Annotated in this window: 16 protein-coding genes and 1 riboswitch; of the genes, 5 read left to right on the top strand and 11 right to left on the bottom strand. The window is 32.2% G+C overall.

What is annotated here, in order from left to right; translation table 11 throughout:
* Positions 1 to 1,324 precede the first annotated feature (1,324 nt).
* Positions 1,325 to 2,584 carry a BaiN/RdsA family NAD(P)/FAD-dependent oxidoreductase gene (locus tag JVU85_RS12005; RefSeq protein WP_002510590.1) on the top strand — a complete coding sequence of 420 codons (1,260 nt, stop codon included), beginning with the start codon at positions 1,325 to 1,327 and terminating at the stop codon, positions 2,582 to 2,584.
* A gap of 49 nt (positions 2,585 to 2,633) precedes the next feature.
* Here JVU85_RS12005 and JVU85_RS12000 read toward each other — a convergent pair whose 3' ends face one another.
* The 3 genes from JVU85_RS12000 to JVU85_RS11990 form a co-directional block, all read right to left on the bottom strand.
* The gene (locus JVU85_RS12000) at positions 2,634 to 2,945 is read right to left on the bottom strand and encodes a rhodanese-like domain-containing protein (protein WP_002510589.1); all 312 of its coding nucleotides are present in this window, start codon (positions 2,943 to 2,945) and stop codon (positions 2,634 to 2,636) included.
* Between the two features lie 21 nt (positions 2,946 to 2,966).
* The gene (gene leuS / locus JVU85_RS11995; RefSeq protein WP_142019573.1) at positions 2,967 to 5,384 is read right to left on the bottom strand and encodes a leucine--tRNA ligase; all 2,418 of its coding nucleotides are present in this window, start codon (positions 5,382 to 5,384) and stop codon (positions 2,967 to 2,969) included.
* 302 nt (positions 5,385 to 5,686) lie between these two features.
* A complete protein-coding gene (locus tag JVU85_RS11990; protein ID WP_142019572.1) occupies positions 5,687 to 6,865 on the bottom strand; it encodes an MDR family MFS transporter in 1,179 nt (392 codons plus the stop codon).
* 108 nt (positions 6,866 to 6,973) lie between these two features.
* On the opposite strand from JVU85_RS11990, the gene mnmL reads away from it, so the two are divergent.
* A complete protein-coding gene (mnmL, locus tag JVU85_RS11985) occupies positions 6,974 to 7,927 on the top strand; it encodes a tRNA modification radical SAM protein MnmL/YtqA (protein WP_002510586.1) in 954 nt (317 codons plus the stop codon).
* Positions 7,924 to 8,484, top strand: a complete 561-nt coding sequence (gene mnmM, locus JVU85_RS11980; protein WP_204171882.1) for a tRNA 5-(aminomethyl)-2-thiouridylate-methyltransferase MnmM — start codon at positions 7,924 to 7,926, stop codon at positions 8,482 to 8,484. Before mnmL ends, mnmM begins: the two co-directional genes overlap by 4 nt.
* A 40-nt stretch (positions 8,485 to 8,524) precedes the next feature.
* On the opposite strand, the gene JVU85_RS11975 is transcribed toward mnmM, so the two are convergent.
* The 3 genes from JVU85_RS11975 to JVU85_RS11965 form a co-directional block, all read right to left on the bottom strand.
* Complete coding sequence (locus JVU85_RS11975; protein ID WP_002510584.1) at positions 8,525 to 8,926, bottom strand: transcriptional regulator, SarA/Rot family; 402 nt, start codon at positions 8,924 to 8,926, stop codon at positions 8,525 to 8,527.
* A gap of 162 nt (positions 8,927 to 9,088) precedes the next feature.
* Positions 9,089 to 10,039, bottom strand: a complete 951-nt coding sequence (locus JVU85_RS11970) for an L-lactate dehydrogenase (protein WP_204172636.1) — start codon at positions 10,037 to 10,039, stop codon at positions 9,089 to 9,091.
* A 175-nt stretch (positions 10,040 to 10,214) separates the two neighbouring features.
* Positions 10,215 to 11,039 carry an alpha/beta fold hydrolase gene (locus JVU85_RS11965; RefSeq protein WP_002510582.1) on the bottom strand — a complete coding sequence of 275 codons (825 nt, stop codon included), beginning with the start codon at positions 11,037 to 11,039 and terminating at the stop codon, positions 10,215 to 10,217.
* 260 nt (positions 11,040 to 11,299) lie between these two features.
* Here JVU85_RS11965 and JVU85_RS11960 point away from each other — a divergent pair, with 260 nt between their 5' ends.
* The gene (locus tag JVU85_RS11960) at positions 11,300 to 12,298 is read left to right on the top strand and encodes a proline dehydrogenase family protein (RefSeq protein ID WP_204171880.1); all 999 of its coding nucleotides are present in this window, start codon (positions 11,300 to 11,302) and stop codon (positions 12,296 to 12,298) included.
* Between the two features lie 245 nt (positions 12,299 to 12,543).
* Here JVU85_RS11960 and ribH read toward each other — a convergent pair whose 3' ends face one another.
* From ribH to JVU85_RS11935, 5 genes are all read right to left on the bottom strand, one after another.
* On the bottom strand, positions 12,544 to 13,008 hold the full coding sequence (ribH, locus tag JVU85_RS11955) for a 6,7-dimethyl-8-ribityllumazine synthase (protein WP_002510580.1): 465 nt from the start codon (positions 13,006 to 13,008) through the stop codon (positions 12,544 to 12,546).
* A gap of 12 nt (positions 13,009 to 13,020) precedes the next feature.
* Positions 13,021 to 14,202: a 3,4-dihydroxy-2-butanone-4-phosphate synthase gene (gene ribB, locus JVU85_RS11950; RefSeq protein WP_204171879.1), complete on the bottom strand. Its 1,182-nt coding sequence runs from the start codon at positions 14,200 to 14,202 to the stop codon at positions 13,021 to 13,023.
* A 14-nt stretch (positions 14,203 to 14,216) separates the two neighbouring features.
* A complete protein-coding gene (gene ribE, locus JVU85_RS11945) occupies positions 14,217 to 14,849 on the bottom strand; it encodes a riboflavin synthase (protein ID WP_002510578.1) in 633 nt (210 codons plus the stop codon).
* A gap of 6 nt (positions 14,850 to 14,855) precedes the next feature.
* Complete coding sequence (ribD, locus tag JVU85_RS11940; protein WP_002510577.1) at positions 14,856 to 15,899, bottom strand: bifunctional diaminohydroxyphosphoribosylaminopyrimidine deaminase/5-amino-6-(5-phosphoribosylamino)uracil reductase RibD; 1,044 nt, start codon at positions 15,897 to 15,899, stop codon at positions 14,856 to 14,858.
* Positions 15,900 to 16,054: 155 nt separating this feature from the next.
* A riboswitch (FMN riboswitch) is annotated at positions 16,055 to 16,187 on the bottom strand.
* 128 nt (positions 16,188 to 16,315) lie between these two features.
* Positions 16,316 to 17,791 carry an FAD/NAD(P)-binding protein gene (locus JVU85_RS11935; protein ID WP_021459818.1) on the bottom strand — a complete coding sequence of 492 codons (1,476 nt, stop codon included), beginning with the start codon at positions 17,789 to 17,791 and terminating at the stop codon, positions 16,316 to 16,318.
* A 173-nt stretch (positions 17,792 to 17,964) separates the two neighbouring features.
* Between JVU85_RS11935 and JVU85_RS11930 the strand changes: the two genes are divergently transcribed.
* Positions 17,965 to 18,888, top strand: coding sequence for an osmoprotectant ABC transporter substrate-binding protein (locus tag JVU85_RS11930; RefSeq protein ID WP_204171878.1), 924 nt, complete (start codon positions 17,965 to 17,967; stop codon positions 18,886 to 18,888).
* Positions 18,889 to 19,282 lie beyond the last annotated feature (394 nt).

Below are 19,282 nucleotides of genomic sequence, written 5' to 3'. Positions count from 1 at the left end.
CAGGAGTCTGGACTTGACTATAATATCCCTCTTTTATTTTTAAAATTTCTATAAATATATTCAACTAATTAATAAACTCTTAATATTAAAGTACAATTTAAATTATTTAATATTATAACTTCTAATACTATGTAATAACAGTAAATTTCTAATAAATATTATCTTACTGTATCGATTGCTTAACTGTTCAATCTCTTTGCCAGTAATTGTGTTTATATACATTAAATCTACCTCAAAAAAATTAATAAATCATTAAGATTTATATATATATTGTCAAACTCACTTTATAAATATAATATTAGAATAATTTTATATAATATTACTAGGCAATTTCACTACTTAGTAAATATTCAGCTTCAAAAAGTAAAAAATTTAAAACGAATTTAACTTCATTAAATTAATTACACATAATCATTCAATACACTCATTGTGATTATTTCGATTCATCGCTCTTTTTTTACTTTAATTAATCTATTTTTTACTGCTTTTTTAAATTAGCTACATTAGCGATTAATATTTGATAATATAAAGAAAGTTCTCCAATAGCGAAATATAATACATTTTGCGAAATAACTATATTTAATGACTGAAAGCCACCTATAACTAGGTGGCTTTGTTGTGTTGCTATTAATAATATACGGTTAACTTAAAATAAAAATGCCCTATTTAAAGGACTATAACAATGTTTATAAGAAACTCCTTCAGAGATAGCAATCATTTCATATTAATCTTTTTATCAATTGCTTTATTTAACATAATAAACAGCAACAGTGTTGAATTTATATAATATTGGCAGTGACTTGGGCCGACTCCTGCGGGAATCGCACTCGCCGAAGACTACAGGCTGAAGCAGTGCCCGCTGAAAGCGTGCACAACAAAACTGCCAACAAAGTAAAAACTTTGCCGACAGTTTGAAAGACACTATTTAAAGGCCTTTTTATTATGTTAGAAATTGGTCAAAACATAATTAGACAATTAGAAAAATATGTAATGATATAATCACCTATCATTACGTTATAACAGTACGACACTTTAATATAAATGTATATAGCATACAATTACTGTGTAAAATAAATCAATACTTAAGTAAAATTAAACTTAAATTAGTAAAGTACGTAAACCATTGTAACAATTATTATCTTCTAAATATAATTCTATTAGTTCATTTAACATATAAAATAATAAGAAATCAAAATTCATTGTGTTTAACATAGCTAAGTTTATATACCTAATTGCTGACAAAGCAAGTAAACATTATTAGTTCACTAGCTTCCAAACATATATTGCTTTAAAATAAACGTATATTCTAATTGGAGGCTAACTAATGTATCAAACAATAATTATAGGCGGTGGCCCTAGTGGCTTAATGGCAGCTGCTGCAGCTAGCCAAAACCATGACAAAGTACTATTAATAGAAAAAAAGAAAGGGTTGGGTCGAAAATTAAAAATTTCTGGTGGTGGCCGTTGTAATGTTACAAATAGACTGCCCTACGAAGAAATAATTAAAAACATTCCCGGCAACGGAAAGTTTTTATATAGTCCCTTTTCAATTTTTGATAATGAATCGATTATCGAATTTTTTGAAAGTCGTGGCGTCAAATTAAAAGAAGAAGATCATGGACGTATGTTCCCAGTATCTAATAAAGCACAAGATGTTGTTGATACACTCGTTAATACATTACATCGCAATAATGTTGAAATTCTAGAGGAAAGTGTTGTTACAGAAATTACAAAAAATGCTAATGATCTATTTACAGTTCAACTTAATGACAACAAATCATTTACGAGTCATACAGTTATTATTGCTACTGGCGGGACAAGCGTACCTCAAACAGGGTCTACAGGCGATGGTTACAAATTTGCCAAAGCATTAGGTCATCAAATTACAACACTGTTCCCAACCGAAGTACCAATAACGTCACCTGAGCCATTTATTAAAAGTAAACAGCTAAAAGGTTTAAGTTTAAAAAATGTAGGCTTAAGCGTGTTAAAAAAGAATGGTAAGCAACGTATTACGCATCAAATGGATATGATTTTTACTCACTTTGGTGTAAGCGGACCAGCAGCATTACGTTGTAGTCAGTTTGTCTATAAAGAACAACAAAATCAAAAGAAAACTGATGTTGCTATGGAACTTGATGTTTTTCCTAATTTGTCAATTAACGCAGTAACAGAAAAAATACAATCACTATTAGCTGATGAACCTGATAAACAGATAAAAAATAGTTTACATGGAATTATTGAAGAACGCTATTTGTTATTTATGTTGGAACAAGCAGAAATTCCATCTGATATTACCGCTCATCACCTTTCCAATAAACAACTGCTGACATTAGCAAATTTATTTAAAGGGTTCACGTTTACCGTAAACGGCACACTACCTATAGATAAAGCCTTTGTGACAGGTGGTGGTGTTTCATTAAAAGAAATACACCCGAAATCTATGATGTCCAAATTGAATTCAGGTTTATTCTTGTGTGGTGAAGTGTTAGATATTCATGGTTATACAGGTGGTTATAATATCACGAGTGCATTAGTTACTGGCCATGTTGCCGGTTCAAATGCTGCCCAATTTAACATATAAATGTAAAAAGCTTTTGACCGTCTTAAAAACGATCAAAAGCTTTTTTAACTTAAATACTATTAATTTCTAGACCATCTGAACCCCAAGCATTCATACCGCCTTCAACATTCACCGCATGAACACCATTTTCTTCTAGATATTGAGTAACTCTTTCACTTCTTGGACCTGCTTTACAAATAATATAATAAGTGTCATGGTCATTGAAATAATTTAAATTCTCTGGAATTTGATTCATTGGAATTGTTTTAGCATTTGGTATAATACCCATTGCCGTTTCTTCATCAGTTCTAACATCAACTATATGAACTGGATTTGAATCAATAATCTTACTCTTTAATTCTTCAATAGTTATAGTTTCCATTATTAAAAACTCCAATCTATATTATTTAGCTACAATATTCACTAATTTTTGAGGAACTGCGATAACTTTTTTAATATCTTTGCCTTCAACTTCAGCTTTAATTTGAGCATTATCAAAAGCAAGAGCTTCCATTTGTTCCTTCGAAGTATCTTTAGGAATATTTAACTTCGCACGTACTTTGCCATTAACTTGAACAACAATTTCAACTTCATCATCGATAAGTAGTGATTCATCAAAATTTGGCCATGGCTGATAAGTAATTGTTTCATTATATCCAAGTTTCGACCATAATTCTTCACCAATATGTGGTGTAATCGGCGCTAACATTTTTACAAACCCTTCAATATAAGGACGATATAATTCATCAGCTTTATAACAATCATTAATGAACACCATTAATTGACTAATTGCTGTATTAAAGTTTAATGAGTTGAAGTCTTCCGTAACTTTTTTAACCGTTTGATGATAACTTTTATCTAACGATTTATCATTTGTATCGACAATTTTTGTTGTTAAAGTACCATCTTCGTTAACTAATAAGCGCCAAACACGGTCAAGGAAACGACGAGAACCATCTAAACCATTTTCACTCCAAGCAATTGCAGCATCTAATGGACCCATAAACATTTCATATAAACGTAATGTATCGGCACCATGACTGTGTACAATATCATCTGGATTAATGACGTTACCTTTAGATTTACTCATTTTTTCGTTACCTTCACCTAAAATCATACCTTGGTTATATAATTTTTGGAAAGGTTCTTTAGTTGGTACGACTCCTAAATCATACAGTACTTTATGCCAAAATCTTGCATATAATAAGTGTAACACTGCATGTTCAACACCGCCAATATATAAATCTACTGGTAACCAATGTTTTAATTTTTCAGGATCTGCTAGCATTTTATCATTATGTGGATCAATATATCGTAAATAATACCAACAGCTACCAGCCCATTGTGGCATAGTATTTGTTTCTCGACGGCCTTTCATACCTGTTTCTGTATCTACAACATTAACAAATTCATCTATATTTGCTAATGGTGATTCACCAGTTCCAGATGGTTTAATTTCATCCGTCTCAGGTAATAATACTGGTAATTCTTCTTCTGGCACTGTTGACATTGAGCCATCTTCCCAATGAATTACTGGAATTGGTTCACCCCAATATCTCTGACGACTGAACAACCAATCTCTCAACTTATAGTTGATTTTTCTTTCGCCAGCTTGTTGTCTTTCTAGTAATTCAATTGCTTTTTCAATTGCCTCTTTATTGTATAAACCATTTAGCTCACCAGAATTCACGTGTGGGCCGTCACCTGTGTAGGCTTCTTTTTCAAGATTACCGCCCTCAATTACTTCTTTAATTGGTAAATTAAACGTTTGTGCAAATTCATAGTCACGTTGGTCACCACTTGGTACTGCCATTACAGCACCAGTACCGTAAGTAGACAATACATAATCTGCAATCCACACAGGAATCTGTTCACCTGACAATGGATTAACAGCAAAGGCACCTGTAAATTCACCAGATTTTTCTTTAGATAAACCTGTACGTTCCAAATCAGATTTTTTAGCTGCTTCATTTTGATAAGCCGTTACAGCATCTATTCTATCTTCTGTCGTAATTTTATTAACTAATTCATGTTCTGGACTTAAAACTAAGAAAGATGCTCCAAATGTTGTATCCGGACGTGTAGTAAATACTTCAATATTGTCATTGAAGCCCTCCACGTCAAAACGAATTGATGCCCCTTCTGAACGACCAATCCAATTACGCTGCATGTCTTTAATTGATTCTGGCCAATCTAAGTCTTCTAAATCTTCTAATAAACGATCAGCATATTCAGTAATTTTCAATACCCATTGCTTCATTGGTCGTCTATAGACTGGATGTCCACCTCTTTCTGATACACCGTCTATAACTTCTTCATTTGATAACACTGTACCTAATGCTGGACACCAATTTACTGCAACTTCATCAACATATGCTAAACCTTTATTGTATAGTTGAATAAATATCCATTGTGTCCATTTGTAATATTCAGGATCAGTGGTATTAATCTCTCTATCCCAATCATAACTGAAGCCTAATTCTTTAATTTGACGTTTAAATGTATCTACATTGTGTTGTGTAAACTCTCTAGGGTTGTTACCTGTATCTAATGCATATTGTTCCGCTGGAAGACCAAAAGCATCCCATCCCATTGGATGCAATACATTGTATCCTTCCATACGTTTGTAGCGAGAAATAATATCAGTTGCAGTATAGCCTTCTGGATGACCAACATGTAAACCTGCTCCTGAAGGGTACGGGAACATATCTAAAGCATAAAATTTCTTTTGACCTAAATTATCACTAGCCTTAAATGTTTTATGCTCTTCCCAATATTGCTGCCACTTTCTTTCAATCTCGTTATGATTGTAATTCACCATGTTTCCTCCTATTCAATAAAAAAACACCTCAAACTATGCTTAATTTTCAAGGGACGACGTTAGCCGCGTTACCACCCTCATTCACTTTCGTGCACTCATTTCATTAAGTAGTTAGAGATGTTATTAATCCATTATTTATTACGTTGGTAAGTTCACTCATCACTTTACACTAGTTCACACCATCCTAGCTCTCTGTAGAAAAGTTAGATAAGTTACTACTCCGATACATTACTAATGATATTTGAAATTGGGTTGATTTTCAAGTGGAAAAATCAACAGTCACTCGCATTATAGAAATAATATTAGTCATTTTTTACATATTTAGCATCCGCTTTTCCAAACAGATAGACAAATCCAAGCGCAATAAATAACAATGCCATCATGGCTAAAAACATAATTTGCATATTAAAAGTATCTACAATAACGCCTCCAAAGACTGGCCCTATTGCTTTCCCTATAGTTGATGCTGAATTTACATACCCTTGATAAGCGCCCTCTTTACCTGTCGGAGCTAATTTGTGTGCAATAGCGGGAACTGCAGGCCATACAAACATTTCACCTAGACTTAATATCACCATACCAATCATGAAAATAGAAAATTGCTGTGCAAAACTTGTTACAAAAAAGGAAAGGATAAAAATCGCTATACCGATATATATTTGATATTTTAAATTGCCTTTTAACAATCGTATAATTGGTAAAATTAAAGGTTGGGCAACGAGTATCAAAATACCATTAACTGTCCACAACAAACTATATTGTCCCATTGAAATATTAATTTGTTGCGTAAATGACGCAATAGTACTTTCCCATTGAATATATGCAATCCAGCAAATACTAAACATGGCGCAAATAAGTAGTAAAGATAATAATTGTGGTCGATTTTCTTTTGCAAATAACGTTAGACTGTCATTAGGTTTAACTTTTACTTCAAGGTTAATATTAAAATTAAAAATCGCAACAATAGCAAATAAGATATACATGCATAAGTTTGCAATAAATATATAATTAAAACTTAACTCAGCAACAAATCCGCCTAGTGCAGCTCCCAATGCTACACCTATGTTTTGCGCTAAATAAATAGCGTTGAAAGTCTGACGTCCACCGTTTGGCCAAACAGCACCAGCCATAGCATAAATTGCTGGAATGATTAGTCCACCTCCGAAACCTAGCAACACTAACCATACAGCGTACCATGGCCAACCATGAAACAGGTTTAATAGAGTTGTACTAAACAAACAAATAGCTGTGCCTAATAATATAGTTTTATAGCCTCCTAGCTTGTCAAAAAGCGTACCGCCAAGTAAATTACCGGCAACCATACCCATGGAGTTAATCAATAATACCAAACCAGCTACAGTTAAACTTTTGTTTAATTCTTCATTCATATAAATCGTATTTAATGGCCATAAAAAACTTGAGCCTGTTATATTTAATGCCATACCAATAACGAGCCACCACACTGATTTAGGCATATTCATACATAAAGCCCCTCTCTAATTATAAAAATCTACTCATACAGTAAACAATATAACACTAAAATATGTTAAAATCTTTAACTAGAATGATTTTAGAAAGGAAAATGTAAAATGGGTAATTATTTCCCTTATGCCTTTGAAGACAAAAGATATCATACATGGAACTATCATTTAAAAAATAAATTTGGACAAAAGATTTTTAAAATTGCGATAGACGGCGGTTTTGATTGTCCTAACAGAGACGGCACAGTAGCATATGGAGGCTGTACATTTTGTTCAGCAGCAGGCAGTGGTGATTTTGCTGGAAATAGAGTTGATCCAATCGAAGTACAATTTAAAGAGATTAAAGATAAAATGCACGAAAAATGGCATGAAGGTCAATATATTGCATATTTTCAAGCTTTTACCAATACCCATGCACCTGTCGAAGTTTTACGTGAGAAATACGAAACAGCATTAAAAGAAGAAGGTGTCGTTGGTTTATCAATCGGTACTAGACCAGATTGTTTACCTGATGACGTGGTAGAATATTTAGCTGAGCTCAATGAACGAACTTATTTATGGGTTGAACTCGGTTTACAAACTGTACACCAAGAAACATCTGATTTAATAAATCGTGCACACGATATGCAAACATATTATGAAGGTGTTGCAAAATTGAGACGTCATAATATCAATGTATGTACACATATCATAAACGGTTTACCAGGTGAAAATTATAATATGATGATGGAAACAGCCAAAGAAGTTGCACAAATGGATGTTCAAGGAATTAAAATTCACTTACTACATTTATTAAAAGGTACTCCTATGGTTAAGCAATATGAAAAAGGCATGTTGGAATTCATGTCTCAAGAAGATTATACAAATTTAGTTTGTGATCAGTTAGAAATTATTCCTAAAGAGATGATCGTACATCGCATCACTGGAGATGGCCCAATTGATTTAATGGTTGGACCAATGTGGAGCGTAAATAAATGGGAAGTATTAAATGAAATCGACAATGAATTAGCACGTAGAAACTCATACCAAGGTAAATATTTTGAAAAAGTGACACAATCATGAAACTAGAAAGAATATTACCTTTTGCTAAAACATTATTAGAATCGCATGTCACACCTCAAAGCATTGTCATTGATGCAACTTGTGGCAATGGTAATGACACTCTATTTTTAGCTAACTTAGTGCCTCAAGGTCATGTCTATGGCTTTGATATTCAAGAACAAGCACTGGCAGCTACTAGTGCTAAAACAGAAAATTATCATAATGTTACGCTAATAAAGGATAGTCATGCCAATGCGTCAAAACATCTTACATCCAAACATAACGGTACAATTGACGCAGCGATATTTAACTTAGGTTACTTACCAAATGGCGACAAGTCAATAGTGACTAAGCCGTCATCTACAATAGAAGCTATTAATTCAATTTTTAATATGTTAGCCACTGAAGGCATCATAATTTTGGTTATTTATTCTGGTCATGAAGCAGGCGCTGTCGAAAAAGATGCGCTTATGAAATATTTACATGATTTTGATCAACAGCAAGCACATATCTTACAATATCAATTTATAAATCAACAAAATAACCCACCTTTTATATGTGCCATTGAAAAAAGATAATAAAAAGCCTCAGAACATTGTTCTGAGGTTTTTTATTGCTCTAAACATTTAAGATAGATTTTAAACTAGACTGTAAACTAGTTTCTTTAGCTGCAATTTCATCTTTAATGAAATCTAAAAGAGCTTCCCTTTTCTCTTTTAAATCTTCATTGAAATGAATAATAACTGTACGTTCATCATTTTGTGGTCTTTCTTTCAAAATCCACTTTTTTTCGACTAAATCATTATACGTACGTGTACGTTTATATGATTTAATATGAACGAAATCATCCATTTCTTTAAGTGTCATTGAGCCTTCTTTCCATAAAGTAAGCAATATTAAGACTTCTTCTTTAGACATCTTATATTCCTTCTTTATACTGTCAAAGATTGCTTCAACATCGTTTAAAAGTTGATTTAGGCTTAAAATGCCTTCAACCTTATTCTGAAGCGCCTTTCCCATAATAATAACCCCCAATAAAAATAATAATAAAACATGAAAAAATTAATTTTATTAATTTTAGTAAGTATTCTTTTTTGAGAACAACATTCACTGGATGAATATTACATTTTTTAATAAAATTAATCTTATACACATTTTAAATTCAATCAAAGAAATATGCAATTAAGTTAGCTTTATTTTTGACTGCATTTCTTTTAAAATTTCAGTTGATTCATTAAATAATAATTTTTCCTCGTCATTTAATGGCATTGCTATCACATTTACTGCCCCATTTCTATTTAATAACGTTGGGACACCAATATAGACATCTTGTTGATTATATTCACCTTCTAAATAACTAGACGTAGTTAGCACAATATTTTGATTTTTTAAAATGGCTTGAGTAATATGCACCAATGCTTGAGCAATACCATAATAAGTTGCGCCTTTAGCTTGGATAATCTCATATGCTGCATCTCGTGTATTACGAAATATCGTGTCAATCAATTGTTTATGTTGTGAATTATTATTTAATATTTCAAGTACAGGTTGACCTGCGATATTTGCCTGTGACCATACGGCAAGTTCAGAATCTCCATGTTCCCCTATGATGTTAGCATCTATACTCGCTGGAGCAACATCTACATATTTTGAAATCTGGTGTTTTAATCTAGCAGTATCTAATACTGTACCAGAACCAATCACTTGTTTTTTTGGTAATCCAGAAGTTTTATATGCAACATAACTTAAAATATCAACTGGATTTGAAGCTATCAAAAAAATCCCATTAAATTGATACTTCATTATTGTAGAAACAATCGACTTTATTATTTTAGCATTTTTTTCTACTAAGTCTAGTCTAGTTTCTCCTGATTTTTGAGCTGCACCTGCTGTAATCACAATAATATCAGCATCTGCACAATCTTTATAATCACCTTTTTTTATATTTACTGTTGTTGAACTATAAGGAGCCGCATGGTTTAAATCTGCAACGTCTCCAGTTACCTTTGTCTCATCTAAATCAATAATCGTTAAGTCATCTGCTATACCTTGTACTACCATAGCAAACGCATAACTAGAACCGACAGCACCATTTCCAACTAATACTACTTTATTTCCATGTTTAACATTCATAACCATCTCTCCTATACAGTAAGATAATGTGATTTTTTTCACAATTAAACTATATCAAACCGATCACAAACTTTCAATATTTTTGTGATTATTTTCACATATATTAATAAAAAAACGATTTAATCTATATTCAATATAAATTAAACCGCTTTGTCATAACTTTATATTTTAATGTTTACGATACATTATTTTCATCGTTAACGATAAAACCCATAGTACTCGCACTATTGTTTAAAAACGATAAAATATAACGCATGACTTCATCTCTTTCTGGCTCATTATGAATTTCATGATAAAATCCTGGCCAAACTTTATAATATAACTCATTTGTTTTAACTTTATCTTTCAGCATTTCCGTGACTTTAATATCACTTATTTTATCTTCGCTGGCAGACATAACTAGTGTAGGTATAGGATCAATATCTTGCAAATGCTGCACAGTTTCTTTCATTACTTCGACAATCTGTTTATACCAATTATAACTCACTTTACTTAACATCAATTGATCTTCTTTAGTTTCTTGTATAACTTCTTCATTTCTAGTTAAGTCTTCAATTTCTATACCCATATTAAAGCGAGTATCTTTAACTAATCTTCCAATATTAGAAATTACTTTATCTTTTCTAACTTTATTGTTCTTTTTGAATTCCAATAATGGTGAAATTAACATTAACCCTTCTACAGGTACCTCTACTTTTTCTAATAGATTTAAAACAATTAATCCTCCAAGACCAACGCCTAAAATGTATGTAGGTATTTTATATTCATTAGCAATCCTAATCCAATCTAAAATATGTTCATGATAGACATCAAAACTTTCAATTTGACCTTTATTTGATCTCGCAGTTTGACCTTGACCAGGTAAATCGCCCATTATAACGTGATATCCATTTCGGCGAAGCATAGTGATTAAATAAGCATATCTACCTGTGTGTTCTAACATATTATGTGCAATAACAACTACACCTTTTGCTTCATTCTCTGTTTCCCACTTCCACATGTCAATACTTCCCCTTCTCAATAGAATTCATTATATTAATTGTATCAAATACTGCTATAAAATTTCCATTTTAATGTGTATCATCTTCAACTTTACACCTATAAAATAGAAAAATAACACCAACATTTTTATTGTTACTTAATTTTGTATATTAAGTAAATAATTTTGTATAAAATCAACTTGCAAACGATTTCTTCCCTAATAAATTCATGATACACTTAAATAGAACTAAATATAATTGTGAGAATGGAGGAATACATATGCCAATCATTAAAAATTTTTTCATTGCTTTATCAAACAACAAGGCCTTAAACAACACTGCTAAAAAACTAGGACCCATGTTTGGTGCTAATAAAGTTGTTGCAGGCAACACCATTCCAGCTTTGGTAGAAACCATTTCCCGACTAAATGAAAAAGGTATCGTCGTGACTGTTGATAACCTCGGAGAATATGTCTCTACTGAAGGAGAGGCAATCATGGCTAAAGACCAAATCTTAGAAGTCATGTATGCCATTAATAATTATAATTTAGATGCACATATGTCTATAAAAATCAGTCAATTAGGAGCTGAATTTGACTTAGATTTAGCTTATCGCAATTTAAGAGAAATTTTGCTAAAAGCTTATGAATTTAAAAATATGCACATAAATATCGATACTGAGAAGTATGATTCTCTACTCGATGTTATTCAAACAGTTGACCGTTTAAAAGGTGAATTTAAAAATTTAGGTACTGTAATTCAAGCATATTTATTTAAAGCAGAAGCTTTAATAGATAAATACCCTGAGCTACGTTTACGCTTAGTTAAAGGCGCATATAAAGAAAATGAATTCATCGCATATCAAACAAAAGATGAAATTGATCGAAATTATATAAATATTATTGAAAAACGCCTTCTTAATTGTAATCACGTTACATCAATAGCAACGCATGATGATCAAATAATAAATCATGTTAAACAATTTACTAAAGACAATAACATAGATAAAGAACAATTTGAATTTCAAATGCTATATGGTTTTCGTACAGAATTAGCTGAAGAAATCGCTAAACAAGGCTATAATTTCTGTATTTATGTCCCATATGGTGATGATTGGTTTAGTTACTTTATGCGTAGATTAGCTGAACGACCACAAAACTTAGTTTTAGCTTATAAGGAGTTTACTTCTCCTAAAATGCTTAAAAAACTAGGTATTATCGCTGGTGCTACTGTAGCTGTTGGATCGCTATTAAGTATCATCACTAAAAAGGCAAAATAATTTTTGCCACTGATGCTAAAGGTGCTAGAATATTAATATTATTGACTAATTTATTAACGTCAATTTCTATTTTAATACGATAGAAATTGACGTTTTCTTTTACTGTAAGCACTAAGTTATATATTTTGTGACGAAATTTTACGGTAATATTTTAATATAAAAAAGGCGAATCCATTGTCATATGAATTCGTCCTTTTCATTCGAGAATTGGTTGTTGATAACCCAAACTCTTAATAATTTATAAATTATGCATCTATAGATTTTAATAAATTAGCCATTTCAATTGCACTGATAGCCGCTTCAGAACCTTTATTTCCAGCTTTAGTACCGGCTCTTTCTACTGCTTGTTCGATATTATCTGTTGTTAACACACCAAAAATAACTGGCGTATTTGTTACATCATTAGCTCTTGAAATACCTTTTGAAACTTCATTACAGACATAATCATAATGTGATGTTGAGCCTTTAATAACACAACCTAATGTAATAACTGCATCATATTTCTCTTTTTCAGCTAACTTTTTAGCAACTAATGGGATTTCAAACGCACCTGGTACATATGCTACGTCAATATTATCAGCATTTACTTCATGTCTGATTAATGTGTCTTTAGCACCTTCTAATAAACGTCCAGTGATAAAGTCATTAAATCTACTCACTACAATTGCTACATTTAAATCCGTGCCTATTAATTTACCTTCAAAATTCATAATTAAATCCTCCTATATTAAGTGACCCATTTTTTCTTTTTTTGTAACCATATAACTATGGTTGTGTTCGTTTTCTGGTACAATGATTTCTACGCGTCGTGCAATGTTCACGCCATAATCTTCTAAACCAGCAAATTTTGTTGGGTTATTACTCAACAAATTCACATTTTCTATACCAAAATATTTTAAAATTGCTGCCGCATCTTTATATTCTCTTAAATCATCTTCAAAACCTAATGCTCGATTAGCTGTTACAGTATCATAACCTTGTTCAATGAGCTCATAAGCTTTTAATTTATTAATCAATCCAATGCCACGACCTTCTTGCGGTAAATATAAAATCACACCCCCGTGCTCATTAATATATTTCATTGATTCTGCCAACTGTTCACCACAGTCACAACGTTGACTATGAAAAATATCACCAGTCATACAAGAAGAATGAATACGCACATTTTCAGTTTTTCGAGGCTCACCTTTGATGATTGCTACAATTTCATCTCTTGAACTAGCAGTTGTGAAACCTATCATATCAAAATCACCATATTCAGTAGGCATTTGTACTTTAGCACGTGCTTCAATATGTGATTCAGTATGTTTTCGATATTCAACTAAATCTGCTATAGAAATCATTACTAATTGGTGTTGCTCACGAAAGGCTTCTAAAGAATCACCTTTAGCCATAGAACCGTCGTCATTCATTATTTCACAAATTAACGCTGCAGGTTTGGCACCTGTTAATCGTGCTAGATCAACCGATGCTTCTGTATGTCCTGTACGTACCAAAACGCCATCATCTTTCGCAATTAGTGGAAAGAGATGTCCAGGTCTATTAAATGTTGCGGACGTTGTAGATGTAGCAATAAGTGCTCTTGCAGTTAACATTCTTTCGGCTGCGCTAATACCCGTTGTTGTATCGACATGATCGATACTAACTGTAAATTGCGTGCCATAGACATCCGAATTATCAGAAACCATCGGATGTAATTTTAATTTTTCAGCGATATCTGAACTTACAGGCGCACAGATCAATCCTCTTCCATGTTTCGCCATGAAGTTTACTGTGTTATCTTGCATCCATTCAGTTACAGCTACAAGATCACCTTCATTTTCTCTATCTTCATCATCTACTACAATAATACTTTTACCGAGCTTCAGTGATTCTAATGCTTCTTCAATTCGATTTAATTGCATAGTATGCCCCTCCTTTAAAAACCGAAAGCTTTTAATTTATCTGCAGTTAAAGTTGTTGATTGCTTACCAACTATTTTATGCACATACTTGAATAGCATATCAGTCTCCAAATGCACATAATCACCAACTCGTTTATCATTCAAGATCGTTGATTTTCTTGTTTCAGGGATTAAATGAATATCGAATTCTTTGTCACCCAGTTTGAAAACTGTCAAACTTACACCATCAACAGCGATTGAACCCTGCTGTACCATCTCATCAAGTATGTGACTCGGTGGCTTGATTGACACTATTTTTGAATTATCAGACGTTTGTATGCGTGTAATTGTCGCTACTTCGTCAACATGTCCTAAGACAAAATGTCCACCAAAACGACCCTGTCCACTCATCGCACGTTCTAAGTTTACTTCCTTACCTTGTTTCAGTTGATTTAAATACGTCTTTGCTTCTGTACCTTCAATTACTTGAACAGTAAAACCGTGGTTAGTAAAGTCAGTAACTGTCAAACATGCACCATTTACACTAATGGAATCTCCAATGTGCATATCTTCAAGGATAGTTTGACATGTGATAGTTAATTCAACTACAGCATTACTACTTTGACTACGTTCGATTGTACCGACTTCTTCAACAATTCCAGTAAACATCTTTGCTCACTTCTTTCGCAGTTCTAATTTGATATTTTGCTCAAGCAACTCAGAATTAACAATTTCAAAATTCGGAATATCTGATAATTCAAGAACATTATCTGTTTGATAAAATTGATACTTACCAGAACCACCTATAATTTTCGGGGCATAATATAAGATGAGTTCATTTACCAAGCTAGATTGGAGAAACTCAGACGTCACGGTCGGACCAGCTTCTACTAGCAATTTACCAATACCTCTTTGATATAAATCACTTAAAATATTATTTAAGGAACAATCATCGAGAACTATTACTTCTACATTAGATGTTTGTGAACACAATTTATTATTTTCTGTATAAATCCATACTTTAGATTGTGGATCTGTAAAAATATCTAACCCCATATCAATCGTACCTGATTTAGATAAAATAACTTTAATAGGATTTTTACCATTCTCAATACGTGTAGTGTATTGTGGATTATCATGTTCAATAGTATTTCTACCTGTCAGTACCGCATCATGTCGATGTCTCAAATTAAAAACATCTTGCTTAACCTGTTTGTTAGTAATCCACTTACTTTGTGCGCTATCCGTAGCTTGCTTACCATCTAAACTACAAGACACCTTTACAGTTACTTCAGGAAGTTGTTCATTTTTAGCTGTAAAAAAATCTTTATATAAATTTTCTGCATCTTCTTGAAAGCGATAGTCCACATCAATACCTGCATTAGTTAAAATTTCATCACAATTTGAGGTTAATGTAGTATCTTTCATCGCATAAACAACTTTAGTAATTCCATATTCTATAATTTTATTAACACATGGCGGTGTAGTGCCAAAGTGAGTACATGGTTCTAATGACACATAAATCGTTGCATCTTTGGCTAGGTCTTTGGCCATTTCCAAAGCTTGAACTTCAGCATGTTTATCACCATGTTGCAAATGTGCGCCTAAGCCAACAATTCGACCATCACGTACAACTACGGCTCCTACAGGTGGATTGACTCCTGTTTGACCTTGTACCATGTGTGCTAAATTTATTGCATAATTTAAAAATTGACTCAATTTATCACCTCTTAAATAAAAAAACGCACCTGAAAAACATGAGTTTTCAGGTGCGGGATATATTTATATAACATTTGTGTAACTTAAATAATGACATACCTCTATCGTAAAATGGCATGACCAAATAAACACTATAGTAGTGTTGTGTTATATCTTCATTCTTTCTCCCATCCAGACTTTAACTGTCGGCTCTAGAATCAAACTAGATCAGCCATAAATGCTAAACATTTATGGGTCGCAGGCTTTTATACTGCCGGTTAGGAATTTCACCTTGCCCCGAAAGAATTACGTATGAAATTGTTAATGATGTTTGAGTCAAGTAACTTTATGTTAAGTTACATAAATTATAATACACTATTTATACAGTAAAAACAATCCATATTATTAAAGTCGGGTTTATTTTTTATTTTTACAAGCTATGCTTTCGATTGCTGTAGAAGCAACTTCACAACATCTACTGCTTGTTTAACTATCATATTAACGCCATTTCGTGATTGGTTAATGCCATTTGTAAGTTGGCCTAATGCAAACATATGGTGTAATGTGCCATATCTAGGACTAATTACTTGGTTAGTCTCTGGCACTATTTGAATACCACCTAAAGGATGGGCTTGTATTACTTGCCTATTTTCTAAATTTAGCACGAGTTGATCATCCCCATCTAATTCAGATAAATGTGACTTTGAGCCAGTAGCATTAATAATGACATCATAGTATTCACAATTGTTCTTGTCTTCACCATATGATATACAAAAATGTTGCCCATCATATGTAATATTTTGTAAATTAGCTTTAATCACTATGTTGTGATTCTCAATCTCAGCAATAAGTAATTCAGCTGTTCTCGGAGGCATCGGATTAGAATTTTCTTTGAGTATATGTTGATAATGATTTAAAAACTGTTCTTGATCTTGTCGATTAAAACTATTCCAAATCCAATTCATATTTTCTTTAATTCCTTCGAGTAAACTTTGTAACGTACCTAATTCCTCAGCATGCGTTAAATCAAATTGGAGTTGTTCTACGTGGGTGCGATTTTCTTTGCTCAATAGTTCAGTTAAGGAAATACCAAAATGTGCACATTCTTGTTTAAATAATGCTATCGCCTCTGTTAACGGCATATTTCCAAAATGTCGTTTTTTAATAGTATTAAAATTTTCAGGTGTAATGTATTGAAATTGCAATTCTGGCATATTGCCACGCACACGCGGTAATTTTGCACTTCTACTAGTCACAGTTAAAGGTAAATTAGGATGGTGTTCAGCTACGTAGCGTATTACATCTAAACTAGCTAAACCAGTTCCAATCACTGCAATGTTATCTGTGTCTTTCACTTCATCTAAGGTGTTATACGTTGGATACGGAGTTTGAATATAACCGCTTGTGCCTTTTAAATTATATGGATCGTGATAAGACAATGTTCCAATTGTTAAAAATACGCAATCATAAGTTCGACAACTTGTCATATCCATACTAGTACACACGCTATATGAAACTTGTGTATCTCCAATATCTGAATTAATAAATACTTCCTCAACCTTTTCTGAAATTTTATTAATATTGTCAAATTGATTTAAATAATAGTTTAAATAAGACTTCATATAATGGCCAAAAATAAATCTCGGCAAATATTCTGGATTATCAAATTTAAAAACATTTTGTTGTTGATACCAATCGAAAAATTCTCGTTGATTTTCGATATTAATAGACATTTCCTTAGCAGGTAAATTAATTAACAATTGATCACTGTCATTTTGAAATGGGACGCCCTTCCCCATATTTTTAGGTGTATCATATACATCAACGTACCAATCTTTAAACTTTTCATATTTAACCATTTCTCTTAGTACTGATACACCGGCTGTACCAGCACCAATAATTGCTACTCGCATATGACCCCTCCTGTAATTGATTACTGATAAATTTAACAATACTATATTCTATAAATAATTTCATTATACAACAATTTTTCAAAGCTCTTGTTAATTATTTCTTTCAACTATGATACTCTATTTACATACAAAAAATTAATTTTAATAAAGTAATTTAAATGGGACGGTAATCAATGAAACGATTAAAGTATTTTGCAATATTAATTATATTAAGCTTTTCTATATTAGCAAGTTGTAATTTACCCGGTTTAGGTGGTGGCAATAACCAAAAAAATATCAAAATCTCTGCTTTGGCTACGAGTGAATCACAAATCATGGCATATATGTTAAAAGAACAAATTGAACATGATTCAAATGGTGAATACTCTGCTTCTATTATTAATAATTTAGGTTCAGCTACAATCCAACATAACGCAATGATCAATGATGATGCTGACATCTCTAGCACACGATATACTGGCACTGATTTAGTTGGTGTACTAGAACAGCAACCTATTAGAAACCCTCAAAAGGCAATGTCAATTACACAAACATTGTTCAATAAAAAATTTGATCAAACATTTTTTGATTCTTATGGGTTTGAAAATACTTTCGCTTTCATGGTCACTAAAGAAACAGCACAGAAATATAATTTGCGTACTGTTTCAGATCTGAAAAAGATTAAAAATAAAGTAAACGTAGGTACAGATTCAACTTGGATTAAACGTGGTGGCGATGGTTATAAACCATTTAAATCATTTTACGGTTTTGGCTTCAATAAATTAAAGCCTATGCAAATTGGTTTAGTCTATGATGCCCTTAAAAATAAAAAGTTAGATGTAGCATTAGGTTATACTACCGATGGTCGAATTTCTGCCTATGATTTAGTTGTGTTGAAAGATGACAAAAATTTCTTCCCTCCATACGATGCAAGTGCAGTTGCACCTAATGATTTTCTACAAGACAATCCGAAAATCAAAAAATCTATTGCCAAATTAAACAATAAAATTTCAACACAAGATATGCAAAAATTGAACTACCAAGCAGATGGTAAAAGTCTTGAACCTGCTGTCGTTGCCAAGAATTTTTTAGAAAAACATCATTATTTTGAAGAATAGTTATTTTGTTTTATAACATGTATAATAGGCAACGCTAGTATTTAGAGTAGGATGTGATCACATGAAGCTTATTTTCAAAGTATTTATTTCGACACTTTTATTATTATTACTTATCTCTAGGAAAAATAAAGTTTATTAACAAAAATCACGAGATCGGACATAAATCTGATTGGAAAAAGCGTCAAGTTCTATTCAAAATATATAGAATTTGATGCTTTTTTACCTTTTGAACAACAAAATATAATTTGTTCGATGATGTAACGTGCTGACACCCGATGGAATAGTAAGAAACTATATGTTTGAAACATACACCAGGCAGCCTTTGTTCAAAATAAAAGACTTAAAATATAAAGAGGGAGTGGGACAGAAATCCGATTTTGAAAAATGATTTCGT

Origin of the sequence: Staphylococcus sp. GDY8P72P (assembly GCF_016890655.1) — a bacterium.
Taxonomy (GTDB): Bacteria; Bacillota; Bacilli; order Staphylococcales; family Staphylococcaceae; genus Staphylococcus; species Staphylococcus arlettae.
Note: the sequence above shows the minus strand (reverse complement) of the source record. Positions and strands in the feature narration are given on the sequence as shown.